We start from the raw sequence: 18,678 nt of genomic DNA, 5'->3' as shown, positions 1-18,678 counted from the left end.
GACGATTCCGGGCGGGTTTCCTACCGCCGTTATGGCGGTGGCGACGATCTTTTTTTTCGCCACCCTATGATCTGGCTCCCTGCGACCCTCCTTGCTGCCCTGTTCCAGGCGTGGCGCACCGCGGTGCAGCAGCGGGTGCGGGCGGAGCTTTCGGTGAATGCGGCGGGTCTGGTGCGCTATCTCTATGGCTTGCCGGTGGGAATAGTGTTGCTGACGCTGTATCTCGGGTGGAAGGGTAGCGAGTTTCCTGCCCTCCATACGCCCTTCGTCGCTTATTGCGCCGCAGCCGGATTTGCGCAGATCATCGGTACCAACCTGTTGCTGATGGCTTTCGGCTATCGCAACTATGTCGCGGGCACGGCTTTTGCCAAGACCGAGGCGATGCAGGGCGCGTTGCTCGCATTCCTGCTGCTGGGGGAGACGTTGAGCTGGCTGACTATCGGCGGGATTGCGGTGGGTGTCGCGGGCGTGATGATCGTTGCGGCGGGCGGGCAAAGATTGCGCGTGCCCGATATTGTCCAGCCGGCCGCGCTGTGCGGGCTCGGCGCGGGGCTGGGTTTCACCATGACCTCGATTTTCGTCAAGTCGGCGTCGCTTGAACTGGCGACTGCGGACAAGCTGCTTGCCGCGCTGGTGGCGCTGGTGGTGGTGCAGGCGTGGCAGACGTTGATGCAGGGTGGCTATGTCGTCTGGCGCGAGCGTGAGCAATTGCCGCGCGTTTTTGCGACCTGGCGCACATCGGGGCAGGTGGGGGTATTGGCGGCGCTCGGCTCGGCCTGTTGGTTCACCGGCTTTGCGACGGCACCGGTCGCACTGGTGCGCGCGGTAGGGCAGGTCGAAGTGATCCTGACGCTTGGTTTTAGCCGCTTCTACTTGCGCGAGGCGCGCAAGCCCGGGGAGGCGCTGGGTCTGTTGCTTGTCGGCGCTGGCGTCGTTCTGGCGCTGGTCGGCGGGCTTTAGCTGGCAACGAAGTCCAGCAGGGCCTGCTCATAGCGGTCGACACCGGCGCGCTTTGCTATTTCATGATCCAGCCAGCCTTTTTCAGGCAAGCTAATCGCCTCGGCTTCCTCGGCTTCGGAATCGAGATCACGCGCGGCTTCGGCAGGGCGGAAAATCTCCGCAAATCCCGCGCTCAGGTCCAGATCGCCCATGCGTTTGAAGAAGCGCCCGATGCTCGGCGAACTGCTGCGCATGAAGCTTTCGAGTTGGGTTGCGCGCTCACGGGTCAGCGGGGTGTAGGCAGAGAAGCCCTGCAGGTGATTGGCAACGCCCTGTACGAACAGCTTTTCCCATTCGGGGGCATTGTTGCTTTCAAGGCAGGCATCCTTGATGCGGAACAGCATGTCGGCCTCTTCACGGCTGACGATGGCGGGGCCGTGACTGCCACAGGCAAAGATCAGACGACGCAGCAGATTGGCCTCGGCGGCGGTTACTGTGTTTCGCAGCGCATCGCCGTTGCGGGTCGGGCCTTCGCCGGAGATGATGATGCGTTCGATCTGGTCAAGCGCGTAGAATTTCAGGACATTGGGCAGGTCGACCGCCTTTTCCGCCAGTTTGACCAGCAGTTCCAGTTCGCCGGCACTTTCAACGCGTCCGTCCTTGTCAATTTCTTCGATAACCCACAGTGCGTCTTTTTCGCTGACATAGCCTTTCGGCTCGCTGCCATCGATCACGAAATCGCACACGGCTTCGGTAAAGAAAGCGATCCATTCCGGATCTTTGGACCCGGCATGGGCATTCAGCTCGAACAGGGCCTGCGCATCGCGTTGCGACAGCATGCCGTCGGCCCACGCCCAATGGCGCAACGCCTGTGTATCCAAGGCAGTGATGTTGCCGCCTGCACGCACAGCAGCCGAAAATTGTTCGAACTGGAAAGTCATCGCTCTTCCTCTCGCCTCCCGCGAACGGGCAATAGGCCGAAAGTCATAGCGCAAAGCGGTTAACCGGGTGTTACCCCGGCAACCGGATCAGTTTTGCGGTGGCGGTGCCCCCGCACCTGCCGCTCCAGCAGCCTTTTGCATCTGTTCCTGCTGTTGCTGCATTGCGGCTTCAAACTGTTCGCGCGGCAAGAAATCCTGCAGCTCAACGTCGAAAATCAACACACTTCCACCGGGAATGGCGACTTCGCCGGTTTTCTGGTCGGGAACGTCATTGGGGCCATAGCCAATCTCGCTCGGGATCCAGATTTTATACTTGCCGCCCTTTTGCATCAGCTTGAGAGCTTCGGTGAAACCGGGGATGCCACCCGAAACGGGGAAGGGACCGGAAGCAGGTTCCTGAAAAACCTTGCCGTCGCGGAGCGTGCCCGTGATCGAAATCATGGCGACATCATTGTCGGTCGGCGGTTTGCCTTCGCCGCTCTGGATCGTCTTTATCTGCAGGCCGGACTTGGTGACGGTTACGCCTTCTTCATCGGCGTTGTCGGCCAGATATTGAACATCGGTTGCATATTTGCTGCGGATGTCACCCGTGCCCCACCAGGCCAGCCCTGCGCCAGCCAGCGCAACAACGGCAATTCCTGCCCAGAATTTGGGGATGGAACCCTTTTTGATCGGCTGGATGGGTACGGTGGTGACGGACATGGTTGTTTCCTTATTTCATTCGGGAGCGGGCTGGCGCTGCTCTAGTCAGTTCAGCGCCCTCTTAGCGGCTTTACAGACAAAAAAAAGAGCGCCCGGAGGGGCGCCCTGTTTTTTGCCGTTTGGCGACAGCAATTATTTGTTGCCGTCGCGCTCTGCAGCTTTGCGTTCCATTTTGCGGGCACGACGGATAGCAGCGGCCTTTTCGCGGGCGCGCTTTTCCGACGGCTTTTCGTAATGACGACGCATCTTCATTTCGCGATAGACGCCTTCGCGCTGCAATTTCTTCTTCAGGGCACGCAGCGCCTGGTCCACATTATTTTCGCGAACGATAATCTGCATAAAAAATCCACACTCCGAACTCTTTGCGCAATCGAATCGGTTAGCGGGCCGAAAACCCGCAGAAAGACTGCAAAAACGAAAATCGCCGCGCATCGAAGGCGGCGAACCGAGCGGGCCTTTATACCCGAAGGTCTGCGATGACAAGAGGAAATGCCGTTTTCCTGCGGGTTGCGCACGGTTTAACCAGCCACTGGTCCGCTGTCTAATGCGGCTGGACCTGTTTGCAAAGCTGGTTTAGCGAGCGCATTCGATGACCAAACTTACCGTCAATGACCGGCCGGTCGAATATCGGATGGACCCGCAGACGCCGTTGCTATGGGCGCTGCGCGATGCCTCGAACCTGACCGGAACCAAATTCGGCTGCGGGCAGGGCGATTGTGGGGCCTGCATTGTCGATATCGATGGAGAGGCATTGCGATCCTGCCTCGTGACGCTGGCAGAGGCCGAGGGCCGGTTCGTGACCACAATCGAGAAACTGTCGGTTGATCGCAGCCATCCGGTGCAGCAGGCGTTTGTTGCGGCCGGCGCGGTGCAATGCGGTTTCTGTACACCAGGTATGATCATGGCGGCTTCGATCCTGCTCAAGAAAAATGCCAGCCCGACTGACGCGGATATTGACGCGGCGATCACCAATATTTGCCGTTGCGGCGTCTATCCCCGGGTGCGCGACGCCATACAGCGCGCAGCGCGGGTTATGCGCGGCGAGGCCAGGCTCTCGGTTGCCCCGCCGCCGGGCATCACGCCGGAAGACGCAGCCGCAGCGGTCCCTGCGTTGCGGGTGAAGAAAGACTAACTCGCTTCAATAAAGGGCTTTTCCTTTCGCCGGCCCTCGCATAGGCAGTGAGCACCAAATAATGGGTCGCGTCGAAAACTGTCCTTGGGAGGAAAGAATGACGCTTGCCCGTAAGTTCCGCTCTGTTTTGATCGCCTCGCTGCTGTGCAGCACGCCATTGGCGGCGCAAGTTCCGAAGGAGCAATTGCTGTCGCCACCAGACAATGCAGAGAGTTTCGCTATCGTTTCTTCGGGAGGTGAACATGGAATCGCGTCGATCTGGACCCAGCCCGACGGCCAGATTGCTTCGCGCATCAGTTTCCTGTTGCGCGGTATGGTCACAGAAGCCGATGAAGTCATCAAGCTTGGCTCCAATGGCTTGCCCGAAAAAATCGTCCTGCGCGGGGTAAATCCGTCGGGCGATGTTGCCGAGACGTTCGAAATTGCCGATGGCAAGGCCGTCTGGAAATCGCCGATCGATAGCGGTTCAGCCCAATATGACGGCACTGCACTTTATTTGCCGCTGGGCGGGACAATGTCCGACCTCAAATATTTCGCCGAGGCGCTGCACAAGGCGCCCGGGCGCAAATTGAAATTGCTGCCCTCGGGCGAGTTGCGGCTGTCGAAGCTGGTCGATATTCCGGTGGGCAGCGGCCCGACTGCGAAGACCATTTCGTCGTGGCGGATAGACGGCGTGTCACTGGATCCGGCATTGGTGCTGCTGGATGAACAGGGCAAGTTTTTCGGAACGGTGCAGTGGCTGGGCCTGCTACCCAAGGCCTATGCCGGTGATATGCAGAAAATCACCAAGGCGCAGGATGATGCCTTGGCAGCGGAAAACCCGGCCATGGTCGAACGCTTCGGCAAGGTTTCTCCGATTCCGGTCGCCTTCACCGATGTCCGCCTGTTCGACAGTCTTTCCGGCAAATTCGTCGATGGCCAGACCGTGCTGGTCGATAAGGGCCGGATCAAGGCGGTCGGCGACGCAACAAAAATCGGCGTTCCGCGCATGGCGAAGACCATCGACGGCAGGGGCAAAACGCTGCTCCCCGGTCTTTGGGATGCGCATATGCATGTCGGCAGTGACCGTCAGGGGCTGATGCTGCTGTCGATGGGCGAAACCTCCGCCCGCAATCCGGGCGGCGATGTTGCTTCGACGGTTGAACGGGCAGGGCGGATCAAGCGCGGGGAATTGCTCTTTCCAGCCATTTATTCGTCGATGCTGATCGATGGTTCCGGCCCGCTTGCTGCGCAAATGGCGGTAACGGCAGATACACCGGAACAGGCAATCGCCGCCGTGCGGCAGGCAAAGGAAAAGGGCTTTGTCGGGGTGAAATTCTACACCTCGATGCAGAAGGAGCCGTTGCTGGCGGGGGTCGCTGAAGCAAAAAAGCTGGGGCTGCATGTCCATGGCCATATCCCGGCCAAACTGCGCCCGTCGCAGGCGATCGATGCGGGCTATGATGAGGTGACCCACATCAACATGGTGATGATGGAGGCGATGCCCGATTCGGTTGTCGATGTCAGCAACGGCATCGCCCGCTTCAACGGCCCCGGCCAATATGCCAAGGATGTCGATCTCGACGCCGAACCGATGAAATCGCTGATCGCCAAGATGGTTGCAAAAAAGACCGTGGTCGATCCGACTTTGGTGACCTTTGAAGGAATGTATGTTCCGGAAAATGGGGAGTTGCAGGAGGCTTATGCCGCATTCCAGGGCACCCTTCCTGCGACCACCGAACGCTATTTCCGGGTCGGTGGTTTTCAGCCGCCCGAAGGGGTGACGCGGGCAGACTGGCGCGCGAGCTTTGCCAAAATGGAAGCCTTGGTCAGCAAGCTGTATAGAGCGGGTGTGCCGATCGTTGCCGGAACCGATGGTGGCGGACTGGAACTGGCCCGCGAACTGGAACTCTATGTCCGTGCCGGCCTGACGCCGGGGGAAGCGCTGCAGACCGCAACCATCGTGCCTGCGCGGATGGTGGGGGCCGACACAGCCACGGGGTCAATTACCGTGGGCAAGGAGGCCGATCTGGTTCTGGTCGAAGGTGATCCATCGAAGGATATTTCGGCTGTGCGGCGGACCAAATGGGTGATGAGCGACGGCGCCCTGATGAATGCCGATGAGTTGCGCGAGGCGGCCGGTTTTTCAGGGCCACCCCGCTAAGCGCTCACGCAATCGCGAGCACCATAGTCAGCAGTCCCAAACCGGTGGAAAGATGAACGCGAAGGCGCATCCAGCCTGCGGGCAAGGGGATGTGCCTTCCGAGCGCGGAATCGACCATCGGTGACAGCAGCAGGCAGACTGCCAAAATGTTGAGTGAAGGTTCGGGCCATTCGAGCCCCCAAATCCAGGGCAGGTAGGATGCGAGTGCGATCAGGCTGGGCGCGACAGCAACCGGATACAGCCAGCCTGGCGGGTTGGCGGTGTTGAGCGCCAACCCCCACCAGACACCGCCGAGGAAGCTGAAGATAAAGGCTGCATAGCCATAACCACCCGCGAGTGCGATCCATTCGAGGGTCGGATCGTAAAGGATCATGGCGACAGCGATGACTTGCGGCAGCAGGCCGGCATAGCCGAGCCATTTGGCCGAAGCGGGAAGGGGCGGGGCGGTTTCTGTCATGCTGCCCGCAATAGCTTTCCGCTGCTAGGTACCCAACACGACCTTATGCCTGTAGTGCCGCTGCTTTGGCGAAGCGCTAGGCGCGGGCCATGGCCAAGACGCTCGTCCTGATTTTGGGTGACCAACTTTCCCCGGGCATTTCCGCACTGCGCGATGCGGATCTGGTCGAAACGGTGATTCTAATCACCGAGGTTGCGGACGAAGCTGGCTATGTGCGCCACCACAAAAAGAAGATCGCCTTTCTGTTTTCAGCGATGCGCCATTTCGCGGAGGAATTGCGCAGCGCAGGTTGGACGGTCGATTATGTCCGGCTGGATGATACCGCGAACAGCGGCTCATTGTCAGGCGAAGTTCTGCGCGCAGCCGACCGGCATGGCGTATCCCAATTCCGTGTGACCGAACCGGGTGAATGGCGCGTGCTCCACGATCTGCAAGCGCTGGATACCGCGCTCGACCTCGAAATCCTGCCTGATGACCGCTTCATCGCCAGCCATGCCGAATTTGAAAACTGGGCCGAGGGCCGCAAGGCGCTGCGCATGGAATATTTCTATCGTGAGATGCGGCGCAAGACCGGGCTGCTGATGGATGGCGACAAGCCTGCTGGCGGGCAGTGGAATTTCGACCATGACAATCGCAAAGCCGCGGCGCGCGACCTCCTGATGCCGCAGCCTTTGCGCTTTGCGCCAGATGAAATAACCCGCGAGGTGCTTGATATGGTCCGGGCGCGCTTTGCCACCCATTTCGGCACGCTCGAACCTCTCTGGTTTGCCGCCACCCGCGCCGATGCCGAGGCGGCCTTTGCCCATTTCCTCAAGACCGCTTTGCCGCGTTTTGGCGATTATCAGGATGCGATGCTGGCGGGGGAGAAATTCCTCTATCACGCTGTGGTGTCGCTCTATCTCAATTGCGGCCTGCTCGACCCGCTTGAAATGTGCCGCGCGGTCGAGGCCGAATATCGCGCGGGCCGCGCCCCGCTGAACGCTGCCGAGGGTTTCATCCGCCAGATTATCGGCTGGCGCGAATATGTGCGCGGCATCTATTGGCGCGAAGGGCCGGATTATGTCCGCCGCAACGCACTGCAAGCCACACGGCCGCTCCCTGACTTTTACTGGAGCGCAGATACCGAAATGGCCTGCGTGAAGGCGTGCGTCGAACAGACGCGGGACGAGGCCTATGCGCACCATATCCAGCGGCTGATGGTCACCGGCAATTTCGCGTTGCTCGCCGGTATCGATCCGCACGAACTGCACGAGTGGTATCTGGCGGTCTACGCCGATGCCTATGAATGGGTGGAGGCCCCGAATACGGTCGGGATGAGCCAGTTTGCCGATGGCGGCCTGCTCGCCTCCAAGCCCTATGTGGCGAGCGGAGCCTATATCGACCGGATGTCCGATTATTGCCGCGGTTGCGCCTATGATGTGAAGGCGAAGGCAGGGCCAAAGGCCTGCCCGTTCAACTATCTTTACTGGGATTTTATCGCGCGCCACCATGGCCGGCTGAAGCGCAATCCACGCATGGCGCAGATGGTGCGAACGTACGACCGTTTCAGCGACGCCCGCAAAGCCGAGATCGAAACGGATTCGTCCCGCTTCCTATTGTCTATCGAAACCCGTAATCAGGAGCCTCTATGAGTGCAGCACAAAAGATTACGGTCTGGTTTGACAGCGGCTGCCCTCTTTGCCGGAAAGAGATTGGGCTGATGCGCCGACTGGATCGCGCGCACCGGATCAACTTTGTCGATGCGACCGATCAGGCCACAAGCTGTCCACTGGACCGCGCAGACATGCTTGCCCGCTTCCATGCGATGGAGAATGGTAAGCTTTTGTCCGGAGCTGCGGCTTTCGCCGCCATGTGGCGCGTCATACCTGTGCTGCGACCGCTGGGGCTGATGGCGCGGGTGCCGGGTGTGCTGCGGCTGCTTGAATGGGGGTATCTGCATTTCCTGCGTGTACGCCCGCGCCTGCAAAGGTGGTTGGCATGAGCGATCCGCGCTATCGCAAAGTGCCGTCGGCGCGGCTGTCACGTCTGGCCTCTTTTGGTCAATTGGCCGGCGGCATTGCAGGCGGCGTACTGGCCGAAGGGGCCCGTAAACTTGCAAGCGGCGAGCGCCCGCGCCTGTCAGACCTTTTGCTGACCCCGGCCAATGCGGTACGCGTAACCGAACAGCTTTCTCGGCTGCGCGGGGCAGCCATGAAGCTGGGGCAGATGATCTCGATGGATGCGGGTGATGTGCTGCCAGCCGAACTGACCGCGATCCTCGCGCGTTTACGCGATGCCGCCCATTTCATGCCGCCCGCCCAGCTCAACAAGGTGCTGATTGCCGAATGGGGTGCAGACTGGCGGCGCAAGTTCGCGCATTTCGAGGCGAGGCCGATCGCGGCAGCCTCGATAGGGCAGGTCCACCGAGCCACGCTTCCCGACGGCACATTGCTCGCGATCAAGGTACAGTATCCGGGTGTGGCCGACAGCATCGTTGCCGATGTCGATAATGTGGCGAGTCTGCTGCGCATGTCGAACCTGCTGCCCTCGACGCTTGATATCGCGCCGCTGTTGATCGAAGCTAAACGGCAATTGCACGAGGAAGCCGATTATATCCGCGAGGCGCAGCAGATGCAGCGCTATCGGCAATTGCTCGACGGGGAATCCGATTTCATCGTTCCGGCGCCATATCCGGAACTCTCCGGAAAACGGGTGCTGGCGATGGATTTCATTGCCGGCCAGTCAATCGAAACGCTCGATGCTGCTCCGCAAGACGTGCGCGACCGTATAATGGCCGCCTTGCTCGATCTGGTGCTGCGCGAATTGTTCGAATTCGGTTTCATGCAGACCGATCCCAATTTCGCCAATTATCGCTGGCAGCCTGATGGCGGGCGGATTGTCCTGCTCGATTTCGGAGCGGCGCGGGCGGTACCGGAAAAGACGGTCGCATCCTATCGGCGGTTGATGCTTGCAGGATTGGCACAGGATCATGAAGCCTTGCGCGATGCTCTGATCGAAATCGGCTTTGTTTCCCTCGACACGTTGCAACGATACCGGCCCGCGCTCGACGGGATGATCGACATATTGATGACTCATCTGGGCAGGCCGGGGCTGTTCGACTTTGCCGACCGTAGCTTTGTCGATCACGTGCGCCGCCATGCCGAAACGATCATCGCCGACAAGGCGGCATGGCATGTCCCGCCCGCCGACACGCTGTTTGTGCAAAGGAAGGTCAGCGGTACGGCCTTGCTGGCAATCCGGATGCAGGCCCGATTGCCGTTGCTTGAAATGGTTGCCCGCAGGGTGGGCGCGGGCGACTAGCGGGGTGCGTGCGTCTTTCCTGACCGGCACCGGTCGGAACAGTAACGCACATTTTCCCAATCACGCGCCCATTTCTTGCGCCATGTGAAGGGCAGGCCGCAGGCCGCGCAGGTCTTGGTCGGCAGGTCGGATTTCTTGCGCATTTTGGGCATGGGTCAGAGTGCCTGCCTTGGACACGAAACCGTAGCCCTGAGCCTGTCGAAGGGCGCATACAAGTTTACGCCGCCGCGTCTGACGGAGAAGCGTGCTTCGACAGGCTCAGCACTGCGGTGAAAGTTCAAGTGCATTTTCACCCTCTACAAATCCAGGACCATTTGCTCTGCCTTGACGCCTGCACGCTTCCTATCGGCGGAGCGTTTGCGGCTGCCATGTTTGTGGACGACGGCCTTGGCCTCGGCGCGAGCCTCGGGTTTGCGGCGCAGCGCATAGATTGCGTCCTTGGCAGACTTGGCCGCAGCCGCATGGTCTACAATGCGATCTGGATAGTCGGGGCAGAGCCGCACCCTATCGTCCGCCGCAAGCTTCCATGGTTCGTGCAGCCAGGTATCGGGCACATTGGCGAGTTCGGGAACCCAACGGCGGATGAAGACACCTGCCGGGTCTTGGTCATAGCCCTGCTTCACCGGGGAATAGATGCGGATGGTGTTGATGCCCGTCTCGCCCGCCTGCATCTGGCATTGCGGCCAATGGATGCCGGGTTCGTAATCGATGAACTTGCGGGCGAGCGCCGTGCCGCTCTCCTGCCAAGGCAGCCATAGGTCATAGCTCGCAAAGCTCATCAGCATCGCGCGCATGCGGAAGTTGATCCAGCCGGTGGCGTTCAGATAGCGCATTACGGCGTCGATGAAGGGATAGCCGGTGCGGCCGTCGGTCCATGCTGCGAGCTTCACGGAATCGGCGGGGCGGGGGCGCAATCCTTCGTAAATCCTCGCCATCGGGCGATATTCGACTTCGTGTTCGCTCTCCAGCTTCTGGATGAAATGGCAATGCCAGTGCAGCCGCGCGATGAAGCTGCGCAGCGATTGCCGCCACGCCTTTTCCGAGGGCGGCAGTTCGCGGTATCGCGCCTGCGCCGCCTGATAGGCCTCGCGAACCGAAAGCGAGCCATAGGCCAGATGCCAGGAAAGGCGGGAGCAGGCTCTTTCCCCACTGAGCGGGGATGACATTTCGCTTGTATAATGCTCGCCGCGTTCGTGTAGGAAGCTGTGCAGCGTGGCCAGGGCTTGCGCACGGCCAGCCAGGGGAACCACTTGCAAGCCGTCTTCTTTCAGGCCCAGTTCTGCTGCGTCCGGCAGATTATCGGTCACGCTCCGCTCCCACATCAACAATGGAGGAACCGGTTGGGCAGGCATCGCCATCATCCGCTCCCACGCCTGCGCCCAGCGATCACGGTTGACTCTGCGCCCGCGCCAAACGCCGAACTGGCGGCTTTCCTCGAATGCAATGCCCTCTGCCTTGCACCAGCGGCGCACAGCCTTGTCGCGATCAAAGGTCCATTCATTGCCGGTTTCCTCATGCGCACGCAGCACGAAGGGGCCGTGTTCGGCCTTGATTGCAGACAGCACTCTCACCGCGTCTCCCACCCGGATGCAAAGCTGCCCGCCTTTTTCAGCTATGGCATTATCCAGATCGGCGATGCAGGCCCGCCAGAAATTCCATTGCCGTGCGGAAACATCGGGCTGTCGCCAATAGTCCGGTTCGATGATGACGATTGGCAAGATGCGGTCACGGATCGCCGCCGCACACAAGGCCGCATGATCCTCCAGCCGCAAATCGCGTTTGAACCAGACGACTTGCAGCATCTTAAAAGGGAATCCTCTCGCCATCCCAGGCAAACAGCTGGCCACTGTCTTCGGGCTTCAGTCGGGCGAGTACATCGAGCATCCGGGCCGCCGCATAGTCGGGCGTGAACAGTTTCTGTTCGGGCACGCCGCGCTGGAACGGCTGCGACAGTTCAGTGTCGACGGTGCCCGGGTGCAGCGCGACGATGATCGCCTTAGGATGGGTGCGCGCCATTTCGATAGCGAAGTTGCGCACGATCATATTGAGCGCCGCTTTGGATGCCCGATAAGCATGCCAACCGCCCAGCCGGTTATCTGAGATTGAACCGACACGGGCAGAAAGGACCGCAAAGACGCTGCGCCGATCTTTAGGCAGGCGGGGTAGCAGATGCTTTCCGATCAGCGCGGGGCCGATTGCATTGGCTGCAAAGGCCGCCGTATAAGCTTCCGGCGTTTGCATTTTCAGGCTCTTTTCTGGCTGGATGTCGGCCGAATGCAACATCCCGGTGGCAACAATCGCCAGATCCGGAGAACCGACGCTGCCGGCCGCTTCAGCGATGCTCGCTTCATCGTTCAGGTCGAAAGCGAAAGGCCGAATTTTCGGGCCGCCATCGATATTCGAACGCGCGCCTGCATGAACAAAGGCTGTTTCCGGTTGGGCTTGCAACTGGCGAACAAAAGCGGCGCCGATACCTCCACGTGCACCGAAAATGCAGGTATTCAGACCTGAGGCGGACGGTGAGTGCATCGGATGCAGATGTCGTACGACGTTGCGCGCGGCAATTCGGGAGAAACGCTGTGGATGCAGCAAACGCAACCAGTGCAGATTAGCATTGGATCTACTGCATTTTGCGCGCTAAGTCAGTTCGGTTCCAATGAAAGTGAGTTATTTCAATGCGAAAAGCCGCTCGTTTTACTACTGCGTTTGCGATTATCGGTGTGCTTGCAGGCCCGATTGCGGCTGCCAGAATCTCCCTCCTGCCCAATGCAGTCCAAGGTATCTGGATGAAGGACGACAGCGAAGGGCACGGGCAGTGCAAGGCCTATATGGCAGCGATGCAGGCGGATAGTGAGGATGCGCATGCCCAGCTTGTCGGCGCGGAAGTGATTAGTGCCAATATGCTGCACAGCTATGCCGAATATGGTGAGGGCAATTTTTACCAGCCAAAGCGTATCGAGAAGCTTGGCAAGCAGACATGGCGAATAACGGCTGCGGTCGGGATAGACGGATCACCCGAAGGGCAGGACAGCGGCACGGCCAAATTCAAGCTGTCTCTAGTGCGAGGCAAATTGAAATGGGATATGGAATCGTTCGACGGTAAACCGGTCGATAGTTGGGATGCGCATCTCTATTTCCGGTGCAGCGCAGTGCCGACCGGAATGTACGCCAGCTGAGCCTGCCGTTCAGGCCTCCAGTTCGATGTCCCAATAAAGCCAGTCGCGCCAGCTATCGTGCAGATAATTGGGTGGAAAGCCGCGGCCGCGATCCTGCAATTGCCAGCTGGTCGGGCGGATCGCCGCCATGCGCAGCTGCATATGTGCCTGCGCAGGTGTGCGACCGCCTTTCTTCAGGTTGCACGGCAGGCAGGCGGTGGTAACATTTTCCCAGCTTGTCCGCCCGCCCAATCGGCGCGGGACGATATGGTCAAAGGTCAGGTTGTCGGTGCAGCCGCAATATTGGCACTCGAACTTGTCACGCAGGAACAGGTTGAAGCGGGTGAAGGCGGGGTATTCGCTGGGCTTCACATATTGGCGTAGCGCGATGACCGAGGGGATCTGCATGTCGCGGCTTGGGCTATGTACATGGCGTTCATAGCTGGCGACGATATCGACCTTTTCCAGAAACACCGCCTTGATCGCGGTTTGCCAGGGCCAGAGGCTCAACGGATAATAGCTTAGCGGCGTGTAATCTGCGTTCAAAACGAGTGCAGGACAATTATCGGGATGTCGTGCCCGCTCTACAGCTTGGAATGATCCGGCGTGGTACATGCCTCGAACCCTCTCCCCATGCTTTTAACACTGTTTCTTCCCTCTCCCAAGGAAGTTACAGCATTTTGACATAAGGCAGATTATGGCGGCATAAATTGACGTCAAGGGGGCAATGGACACCATATATGGTAATTCTGTGGGTAAAATAGCAGGCATCCCATTTGCGCCGCAACAGGTTGTGGCCACCCGCTTTGCACCCAGCCCCAATGGCCGACTGCATGTCGGCCATGCCTTTTCCGCAATGTGCGCGCATGATTTTGCCCGCGCCTTTGGAGGGAAATTCCTTCTGCGCATCGAAGATATCGACGGCACCCGCAGCAGGCAGGAATATATAGATGGCATCATCGAGGATATGGAATGGCTGGGGCTAAAGCATGACGGGGAGATGGTTTTCCAGTCGCAGCGCATTGCCGGTTACAAAGCCGCCCTCGACCGTTTGAACGATATGGGTCTGGTCTATCGCTGCTGGTGCACGCGCAGCGAAATTGCCGAGGCATTGAAGCACAAGCCCGTGCGCCACGGGCCTGACGGGCCGGTCTATCCGGGTAGCTGCAAGGGGCGGACCGAAAGGGCGGGCGATTTTTGCTGGCGGCTGGATATGCAAGCTGCGACCGAAAGTGTCGGCCCACTAAGCTGGACCGATCTGGCAGCCGGAGAGCAATTGGCTGATCCTATGTTGTTTGGAGACATCGTGCTTTGGCGCAAGGATGCACCCGCCAGCTATCATCTGGCGGCAACGATTGACGATGCGGCGGATGGTATCAGCCATGTCGTGCGCGGAATGGATCTGTTTGCCTACACCGCTATCCACCGGTTGCTGCAAGTGCTGCTGGGCTTGCCGGAACCTACCTATTGGCATCACCCGTTGCTGCTCGACGAGGACGGTAACAAATTGGCCAAGTCTAGATTGTCCCAGCCGCTGTCGGAATTACGGGCCAAGGGGATATCCGGTATCGAACTTGTCGAACAATTGCGGCAAGGGAAGCTTCCGCTTGGAATTGGCGTTTCGACAGCCTAGAGGGCGGACAAGCGATGCAGCTATAGGGCTGTGTCACGCATTTAAGGAAATATCCATGGGCGTTTTGCTGATTATAGCCTTGCTTGCCGTGATGGGCATGGTGGTGTTCGCGGTTGTACGCGGGCTGCATGCCTTTGCCACTATGGATCATAATGATGTCGACGAAAACGGCGTCCCGCGTGGGCTGGCCCGGCAGAATCAGATGATGTTTGCCCGAGTCAAATGGCAGGCTATCGCGGTTGCCCTGGTTGCCATCATTGTGATTGGTGGCGCCTTCGCCAATTGATGCGGCCCATATGGTCAAGCTGAACAAGATTTACACCCGCACCGGGGATGACGGCTCAACCGGGCTGGTCGATGGTTCGCGTCGGTCTAAGGCCGATGCACGAATGCATGCCATTGGCGAGGTTGACGAAGCGAATAGTACACTCGGTATCGCGATTGGAGCCTTGGAGCGAGACAGTGGCGACACCGAACTGGTCGCCGGATTGCGACGAATCCAGAACGATCTGTTCGATCTGGGAGCCGACATAGCAACCCCGGGTGAGGATTTCACACCTGGCGAGATGAGCTTGCGGATCGTACAATCGCAGATCGATTGGCTGGAAGCGGCTATCGACACTGCCAATGCGCAGTTGGAACCGCTGACCAGCTTCATCCTGCCAGGCGGCAGCGCTGCGGCGGCAGCGATGCATCTGGCCCGTGCCGTCACACGTCGCGCCGAGCGCGCGCTTGTTGCGGCCGCATCGGGCGAGTCCATCAACCCGCTGGCGACGACCTATCTGAACCGCCTGTCAGACTATCTGTTCGTGCTCTGCCGCTTAATCAACAGGGACCGTGGCGGTGATATTTTATGGGTACCCGGCGCTTCGCGCTGAACTTTATCGGGCCCCAGCCAAAGGCCGTGTGCGGCTACATGGGCCCAGCGACTCCATGACAAATCGATAGTCTGCCTGCGCCGATGCGATATCTTTCGCTTCGCTGCTTTCGACCAGCCGTGCATCCAGTGTGCGCGGCAGGCCGCAGGCGAGGCGATACCATAATAAAGTGTCTTTCGCAGGTGCGATCGCGGATTCATCGATTACATCGCCGGTTGAAACTGCCCAGCGTTTGCTCTGGCCAGGCCGGCTCAAAATCGAAACCGAAATTGGCTGGCCGCTCGCCGTACGCAGGAATATCTGCGTTTCACCTTCACCGAGAACCGTGCCCTGGCTGTGAAATGCGCCTGATACCCCGGTTACCGCCTCTGGCGCGTCAATTTGCACCGCCTCCCTTGTTATCGCGCGCAGCGTGACATCATTCGCCGGGCTCCATTCGACCAAGGCGTCGGGCTTCGACAGCTTTATGGTACCCGGCGAACCACTGACTTTACTTCCCAACAGGAAATAGCGGCGCTTCTGCAGTTTCGGTATCTTGCCTTTGTTGTTCTTTGGCACATCGAGCAGGAAGCGCGCTTTTGCAGCGAAACCATCGGTTCCGCGGATCAGCGAAGTGACATCTGCATCGACCAATACCCGCTGGATATTGGCTGGAACGCCGACGGCCTGTATATCGGGTAGCGACGTAACCTTGCGTATCTGCGCGTCAAGAATCAGCGGTGAGATGGTTACCAGATCGGCTATGTCCGCATAGGCAGCACCCTGTGCAGGCACAGCAAATGTCGATTGCACCAGTGTTTGGGCATGGACTACCGGTGTCCCCAGCAACAGACCAAGGCCGACCGCCAATTTTATGGTAAATCCTGTCTTCACCTTGGAAATCCTGTGCAAATTGAGGGGGTGTAGGGAATATTTGCATTCCTATTCATGCTAATCGATTGGGGCAAGGCCGATGAATTGCGGATTAATCGCAGAATCCGGATTGCCTGCGCTTTTGGGCGTCGCTAAGACGATGGCGGAATCAGCCGATTAAAAAGATTTCAATAGCGCTGACCAGTTGGGTGGCTTCTAGTTTTGTGACGCTTGCCGAGCGGTCCGCGCGTTTTGGGGAAAGTAGGAGAGTAGTTTCCGCATGGCATATGCTGATCAAGATGGAATGAGTTCGAGCCGCCTGGTCTCGATCATCATCGTCGCGCTCCTTCACGCTTTCCTTGGCTATGCGTTGGTTACCGGTCTTGCTTATGAGGCGGTACAACAGGTCAAGGCAAAGCTGAACGTCGTCGACGTGAAGGAAGAAGAACCACCTGAAGAGGAACCGCCGCCAGAGCCGGAAAAGCAGATCGAGCCGCCCGTCGTCTCGCCGCCGCCGCTCGTGACAACGGTTACACCTCCTCCGACCTTACGGACTGTGGACACACCTCCACCGGCCGCGCCGATCGTGCCGACTGCAGCTCCGCCTGCGCCTGCCGCTCCGCCGCCGCCACCGCCGCCGGTCGCCAAGCGCCCCAACCCGATTCCGAAAGGCAATCCGGGCAACTGGGCTAATACCAACGACTATCCGTCGCGCGCCCTCCAGCAGGAGCGTGAAGGCACCACCGGCTTCCGCGTATCGGTTGGCCCTGATGGTCGTGTCCAGTCTTGCACCGTAACCTCTTCAAGCGGCCATGCCGACCTTGACGACGCGACGTGCAAGAATATCCAGCGTCGTGGTCGTTTTGAACCGGCTCTGGACAGCAATGGTAACCCCACGACGGGTTCGTGGTCGAGCCGCGTGCGCTGGCAGATACCGAAGTAATTTCTGGCCCGGCGAAGGGGAGCACTAACGCCGGGCATTTTCATGACCTTAGATTTTTGAATTTGAGAGGAAGTACCAATGTCGATTGCAATTCTCACTGCAGCTGCTGCAAATGAAGCCGCTGCCGCACAAAAATTCGGCCTCATCCCCGCACTGAATGAAGGCGGCCCGATCAGCTGGGCTATCTTCAGCGTGATGGTGATCATGTCCGTTTTCTCGTTCTACATCATGTTCACCAAGCTGATCGAGCAGCAGAAGGTTTTGAACCAGGCGAAGCAGGTTAAAGCCGGTTTCTGGCGTGCAAACAGCCTTGAAGAAGGCGCTGCAAAGCTTGACAAGAATAGCGCGTTCCGCCAGCTCGTCGACGACGGCATCTCGGCGCAGAAGCAGCATGGCCTGCTGACCGATCCCGTTGAAGCCCATGACTGGCTGCATGGCGCGATGTCGCGTTCGGAAGAAGCGATCAACAACAAGCTGTCGGGTGGCCTTGCCTTCCTCGCGACCGTGGGCGCTACCGCTCCGTTCGTGGGTTTGCTCGGTACCGTTATCGGCATCTACTCGGCGCTCATCAAGATTGGTATCGCGGGTCAGGCCGACATCGGCAAGATCGCCGGTCCGGTTGGTGAAGCGCTGATCATGACAGCCATCGGTCTGTTCGTCGCGGTTCCTGCGGTGCTTGCCTATAACTGGCTGCAGGCTCGCAACAAGTCGATCGCTCGTAGCCTGGCTTCGTTCTCGAACGATGTTCTCGGTTACATCACTTCGGGCGGCAAGGTTAAGCCCGCAGTTTCGGCTGCTCCGGCTGCCAAGCCTGCTGCTGCTCCCGCCGCTGCTGTCAAGAAGTAAGAATGGGTTCGGGCCGCCCTATGCGGCGGCCCTACATCCTGTTCGAATGCGCAAGCCTGGAATATGGCCTTTGCGCAAGCAGTCAGAGAGGAATAGCAAATGGCAATAAGTAGTGGAGGCGGCGGCGAAGACACGCCAATGTCAGACATCAACACGACGCCGCTTGTGGACGTCATGCTGGTGCTTCTGATCGTCTTCCTGATCGCCATTCCTGTGGCCATCCAGACGGTCAAAATGGAACTGCCGGTGGTTCAGTTTGAACCGACCAAGGCAAAGCGTGAGAATGTCTTGCTTTCGGTTACGACAACGGACGCCAACGGCAATGAGCCTGGTTCCGATGCCTATCAGGGTGCATATACAGGTGGTGAATGCCGTATTTACTGGAACGTCACTCCGGTGGATTCGACCGAATTGGTCGAACGTGCGGCGAAGCATCTGAAGCGTGAATTTGACGCATTGGGTGGTGAAGAAGCTGCGAAAGCAGGCGCGATCACCCCCGATATGCTGCCCGAGGCGCATATTCGCGGTGACGTGAATACGCCTTACCGCTGCATTGGTGGTGCGATCTATTCGATGCAGATGGCAGGCTTTGCCCGTGTCGGCTTCATTTCGTCGCCTTTCCCGCCACTCGATTCGGCCAAGTAAGCCGGATCCGATAAGGAGCAAAAATCATGGCAATGAGTGGTGGCAAGGATGATGGCCAGCCGATGATGGAAATGAACACGACGCCGTTGATCGACGTCATGCTCGTTCTCCT

At 59.0% G+C, this 18,678-nt stretch carries 22 protein-coding genes and 1 pseudogene; 14 read left to right on the top strand and 9 right to left on the bottom strand.

From position 1 onward, the window contains the following. Positions 1–66: 66 nt before the first annotated feature. The gene (locus PKC81_RS12780) at positions 67–960 is read left to right on the top strand and encodes an EamA family transporter (protein WP_324336694.1); all 894 of its coding nucleotides are present in this window, start codon (positions 67–69) and stop codon (positions 958–960) included. On the opposite strand, the gene PKC81_RS12775 is transcribed toward PKC81_RS12780, so the two are convergent. From PKC81_RS12775 to rpsU, 3 genes are all read right to left on the bottom strand, one after another. Next, positions 957–1,880, bottom strand: a complete 924-nt coding sequence (locus tag PKC81_RS12775; RefSeq protein WP_324336689.1) for a hypothetical protein — start codon at positions 1,878–1,880, stop codon at positions 957–959. The two genes, PKC81_RS12780 and PKC81_RS12775, sit on opposite strands and share 4 nt — an antisense overlap. Positions 1,881–1,967: 87 nt before the next feature. Beyond that, complete coding sequence (locus PKC81_RS12770; RefSeq protein ID WP_324336687.1) at positions 1,968–2,582, bottom strand: FKBP-type peptidyl-prolyl cis-trans isomerase; 615 nt, start codon at positions 2,580–2,582, stop codon at positions 1,968–1,970. A gap of 132 nt (positions 2,583–2,714) precedes the next feature. Then, on the bottom strand, positions 2,715–2,921 hold the full coding sequence (gene rpsU, locus PKC81_RS12765; RefSeq protein ID WP_298596690.1) for a 30S ribosomal protein S21: 207 nt from the start codon (positions 2,919–2,921) through the stop codon (positions 2,715–2,717). 250 nt (positions 2,922–3,171) lie between these two features. Between rpsU and PKC81_RS12760 the strand changes: the two genes are divergently transcribed. Together PKC81_RS12760 and PKC81_RS12755 are read left to right on the top strand one after the other, a co-directional pair. Continuing rightward, entirely contained in the window at positions 3,172–3,714 is a 543-nt protein-coding gene (locus tag PKC81_RS12760) for a (2Fe-2S)-binding protein (RefSeq protein WP_298596702.1), read from the top strand. A gap of 97 nt (positions 3,715–3,811) precedes the next feature. After that, complete coding sequence (locus tag PKC81_RS12755) at positions 3,812–5,857, top strand: amidohydrolase family protein (protein WP_324336684.1); 2,046 nt, start codon at positions 3,812–3,814, stop codon at positions 5,855–5,857. Between the two features lie 4 nt (positions 5,858–5,861). Here PKC81_RS12755 and PKC81_RS12750 read toward each other — a convergent pair whose 3' ends face one another. Beyond that, the gene (locus PKC81_RS12750) at positions 5,862–6,314 is read right to left on the bottom strand and encodes a DUF3429 domain-containing protein (RefSeq protein ID WP_324336682.1); all 453 of its coding nucleotides are present in this window, start codon (positions 6,312–6,314) and stop codon (positions 5,862–5,864) included. 89 nt (positions 6,315–6,403) lie between these two features. Here PKC81_RS12750 and PKC81_RS12745 point away from each other — a divergent pair, with 89 nt between their 5' ends. From PKC81_RS12745 to PKC81_RS12735, 3 genes are read left to right on the top strand one after another with little or no spacing between them, the layout of a single operon-like run. Then, positions 6,404–7,945 (top strand): cryptochrome/photolyase family protein, encoded by a 1,542-nt coding sequence (locus tag PKC81_RS12745; RefSeq protein ID WP_324336680.1) that lies wholly within the window; start codon positions 6,404–6,406, stop codon positions 7,943–7,945. Further along, positions 7,942–8,295, top strand: a complete 354-nt coding sequence (locus tag PKC81_RS12740; protein WP_324336678.1) for a DUF393 domain-containing protein — start codon at positions 7,942–7,944, stop codon at positions 8,293–8,295. The genes PKC81_RS12745 and PKC81_RS12740 overlap by 4 nt, the downstream gene beginning before the upstream one ends. Then, positions 8,292–9,614 carry an AarF/ABC1/UbiB kinase family protein gene (locus tag PKC81_RS12735; RefSeq protein ID WP_324336676.1) on the top strand — a complete coding sequence of 441 codons (1,323 nt, stop codon included), beginning with the start codon at positions 8,292–8,294 and terminating at the stop codon, positions 9,612–9,614. Before PKC81_RS12740 ends, PKC81_RS12735 begins: the two co-directional genes overlap by 4 nt. Here PKC81_RS12735 and PKC81_RS12730 read toward each other — a convergent pair. From PKC81_RS12730 to PKC81_RS12720, 3 genes are all read right to left on the bottom strand, one after another. Further along, complete coding sequence (locus PKC81_RS12730) at positions 9,611–9,766, bottom strand: DUF2256 domain-containing protein (RefSeq protein ID WP_324336673.1); 156 nt, start codon at positions 9,764–9,766, stop codon at positions 9,611–9,613. The genes PKC81_RS12735 and PKC81_RS12730 overlap by 4 nt on opposite strands. Positions 9,767–9,910: 144 nt before the next feature. Next, complete coding sequence (locus PKC81_RS12725; protein WP_324336671.1) at positions 9,911–11,416, bottom strand: FAD-binding domain-containing protein; 1,506 nt, start codon at positions 11,414–11,416, stop codon at positions 9,911–9,913. Position 11,417: 1 nt separating this feature from the next. Beyond that, positions 11,418–12,143 (bottom strand): SDR family NAD(P)-dependent oxidoreductase, encoded by a 726-nt coding sequence (locus PKC81_RS12720; protein WP_324336669.1) that lies wholly within the window; start codon positions 12,141–12,143, stop codon positions 11,418–11,420. A gap of 146 nt (positions 12,144–12,289) precedes the next feature. Between PKC81_RS12720 and PKC81_RS12715 the strand changes: the two genes are divergently transcribed. Further along, on the top strand, positions 12,290–12,790 hold the full coding sequence (locus tag PKC81_RS12715) for a hypothetical protein (RefSeq protein ID WP_324336667.1): 501 nt from the start codon (positions 12,290–12,292) through the stop codon (positions 12,788–12,790). 9 nt (positions 12,791–12,799) lie between these two features. Here the strand turns inward: PKC81_RS12715 and PKC81_RS12710 are convergent, their stop codons facing one another. Beyond that, complete coding sequence (locus PKC81_RS12710) at positions 12,800–13,384, bottom strand: HNH endonuclease (RefSeq protein WP_298596726.1); 585 nt, start codon at positions 13,382–13,384, stop codon at positions 12,800–12,802. Positions 13,385–13,496: 112 nt separating this feature from the next. Between PKC81_RS12710 and gluQRS the strand changes: the two genes are divergently transcribed. The 3 genes from gluQRS to PKC81_RS12695 are packed head-to-tail and all read left to right on the top strand — an operon-like array spanning position 13,497 to position 15,280. Continuing rightward, entirely contained in the window at positions 13,497–14,402 is a 906-nt protein-coding gene (gene gluQRS / locus PKC81_RS12705; RefSeq protein ID WP_324336663.1) for a tRNA glutamyl-Q(34) synthetase GluQRS, read from the top strand. A 55-nt stretch (positions 14,403–14,457) separates the two neighbouring features. Then, positions 14,458–14,688 (top strand): hypothetical protein, encoded by a 231-nt coding sequence (locus PKC81_RS12700; protein ID WP_324336662.1) that lies wholly within the window; start codon positions 14,458–14,460, stop codon positions 14,686–14,688. Between the two features lie 10 nt (positions 14,689–14,698). After that, on the top strand, positions 14,699–15,280 hold the full coding sequence (locus tag PKC81_RS12695; protein ID WP_324336691.1) for a cob(I)yrinic acid a,c-diamide adenosyltransferase: 582 nt from the start codon (positions 14,699–14,701) through the stop codon (positions 15,278–15,280). 3 nt (positions 15,281–15,283) lie between these two features. Here the strand turns inward: PKC81_RS12695 and PKC81_RS12690 are convergent, their stop codons facing one another. Beyond that, the gene (locus PKC81_RS12690) at positions 15,284–16,153 is read right to left on the bottom strand and encodes a hypothetical protein (RefSeq protein WP_324336660.1); all 870 of its coding nucleotides are present in this window, start codon (positions 16,151–16,153) and stop codon (positions 15,284–15,286) included. 259 nt (positions 16,154–16,412) lie between these two features. Between PKC81_RS12690 and PKC81_RS12685 the strand changes: the two genes are divergently transcribed. The 4 genes and pseudogenes from PKC81_RS12685 to PKC81_RS12670 form a co-directional block, all read left to right on the top strand. Beyond that, positions 16,413–17,075 carry an energy transducer TonB gene (locus PKC81_RS12685; protein ID WP_324336658.1) on the top strand — a complete coding sequence of 221 codons (663 nt, stop codon included), beginning with the start codon at positions 16,413–16,415 and terminating at the stop codon, positions 17,073–17,075. Positions 17,076–17,153: 78 nt separating this feature from the next. Continuing rightward, entirely contained in the window at positions 17,154–17,921 is a 768-nt protein-coding gene (locus PKC81_RS12680) for a MotA/TolQ/ExbB proton channel family protein (protein WP_324336654.1), read from the top strand. Between the two features lie 99 nt (positions 17,922–18,020). Next, positions 18,021–18,566: a biopolymer transporter ExbD gene (locus tag PKC81_RS12675; RefSeq protein WP_324336652.1), complete on the top strand. Its 546-nt coding sequence runs from the start codon at positions 18,021–18,023 to the stop codon at positions 18,564–18,566. 26 nt (positions 18,567–18,592) lie between these two features. Beyond that, positions 18,593–18,678 (top strand): annotated as a pseudogene (locus PKC81_RS12670) (biopolymer transporter ExbD); the annotation flags it as partial.

The organism is Sphingorhabdus sp., assembly GCF_035329025.1.
Lineage (GTDB): Bacteria > Pseudomonadota > Alphaproteobacteria > Sphingomonadales > Sphingomonadaceae > Sphingorhabdus_B.
The sequence above is the reverse complement of the archived record's forward strand: the minus strand, read 5'-3'. Positions and strand labels throughout refer to the sequence as shown.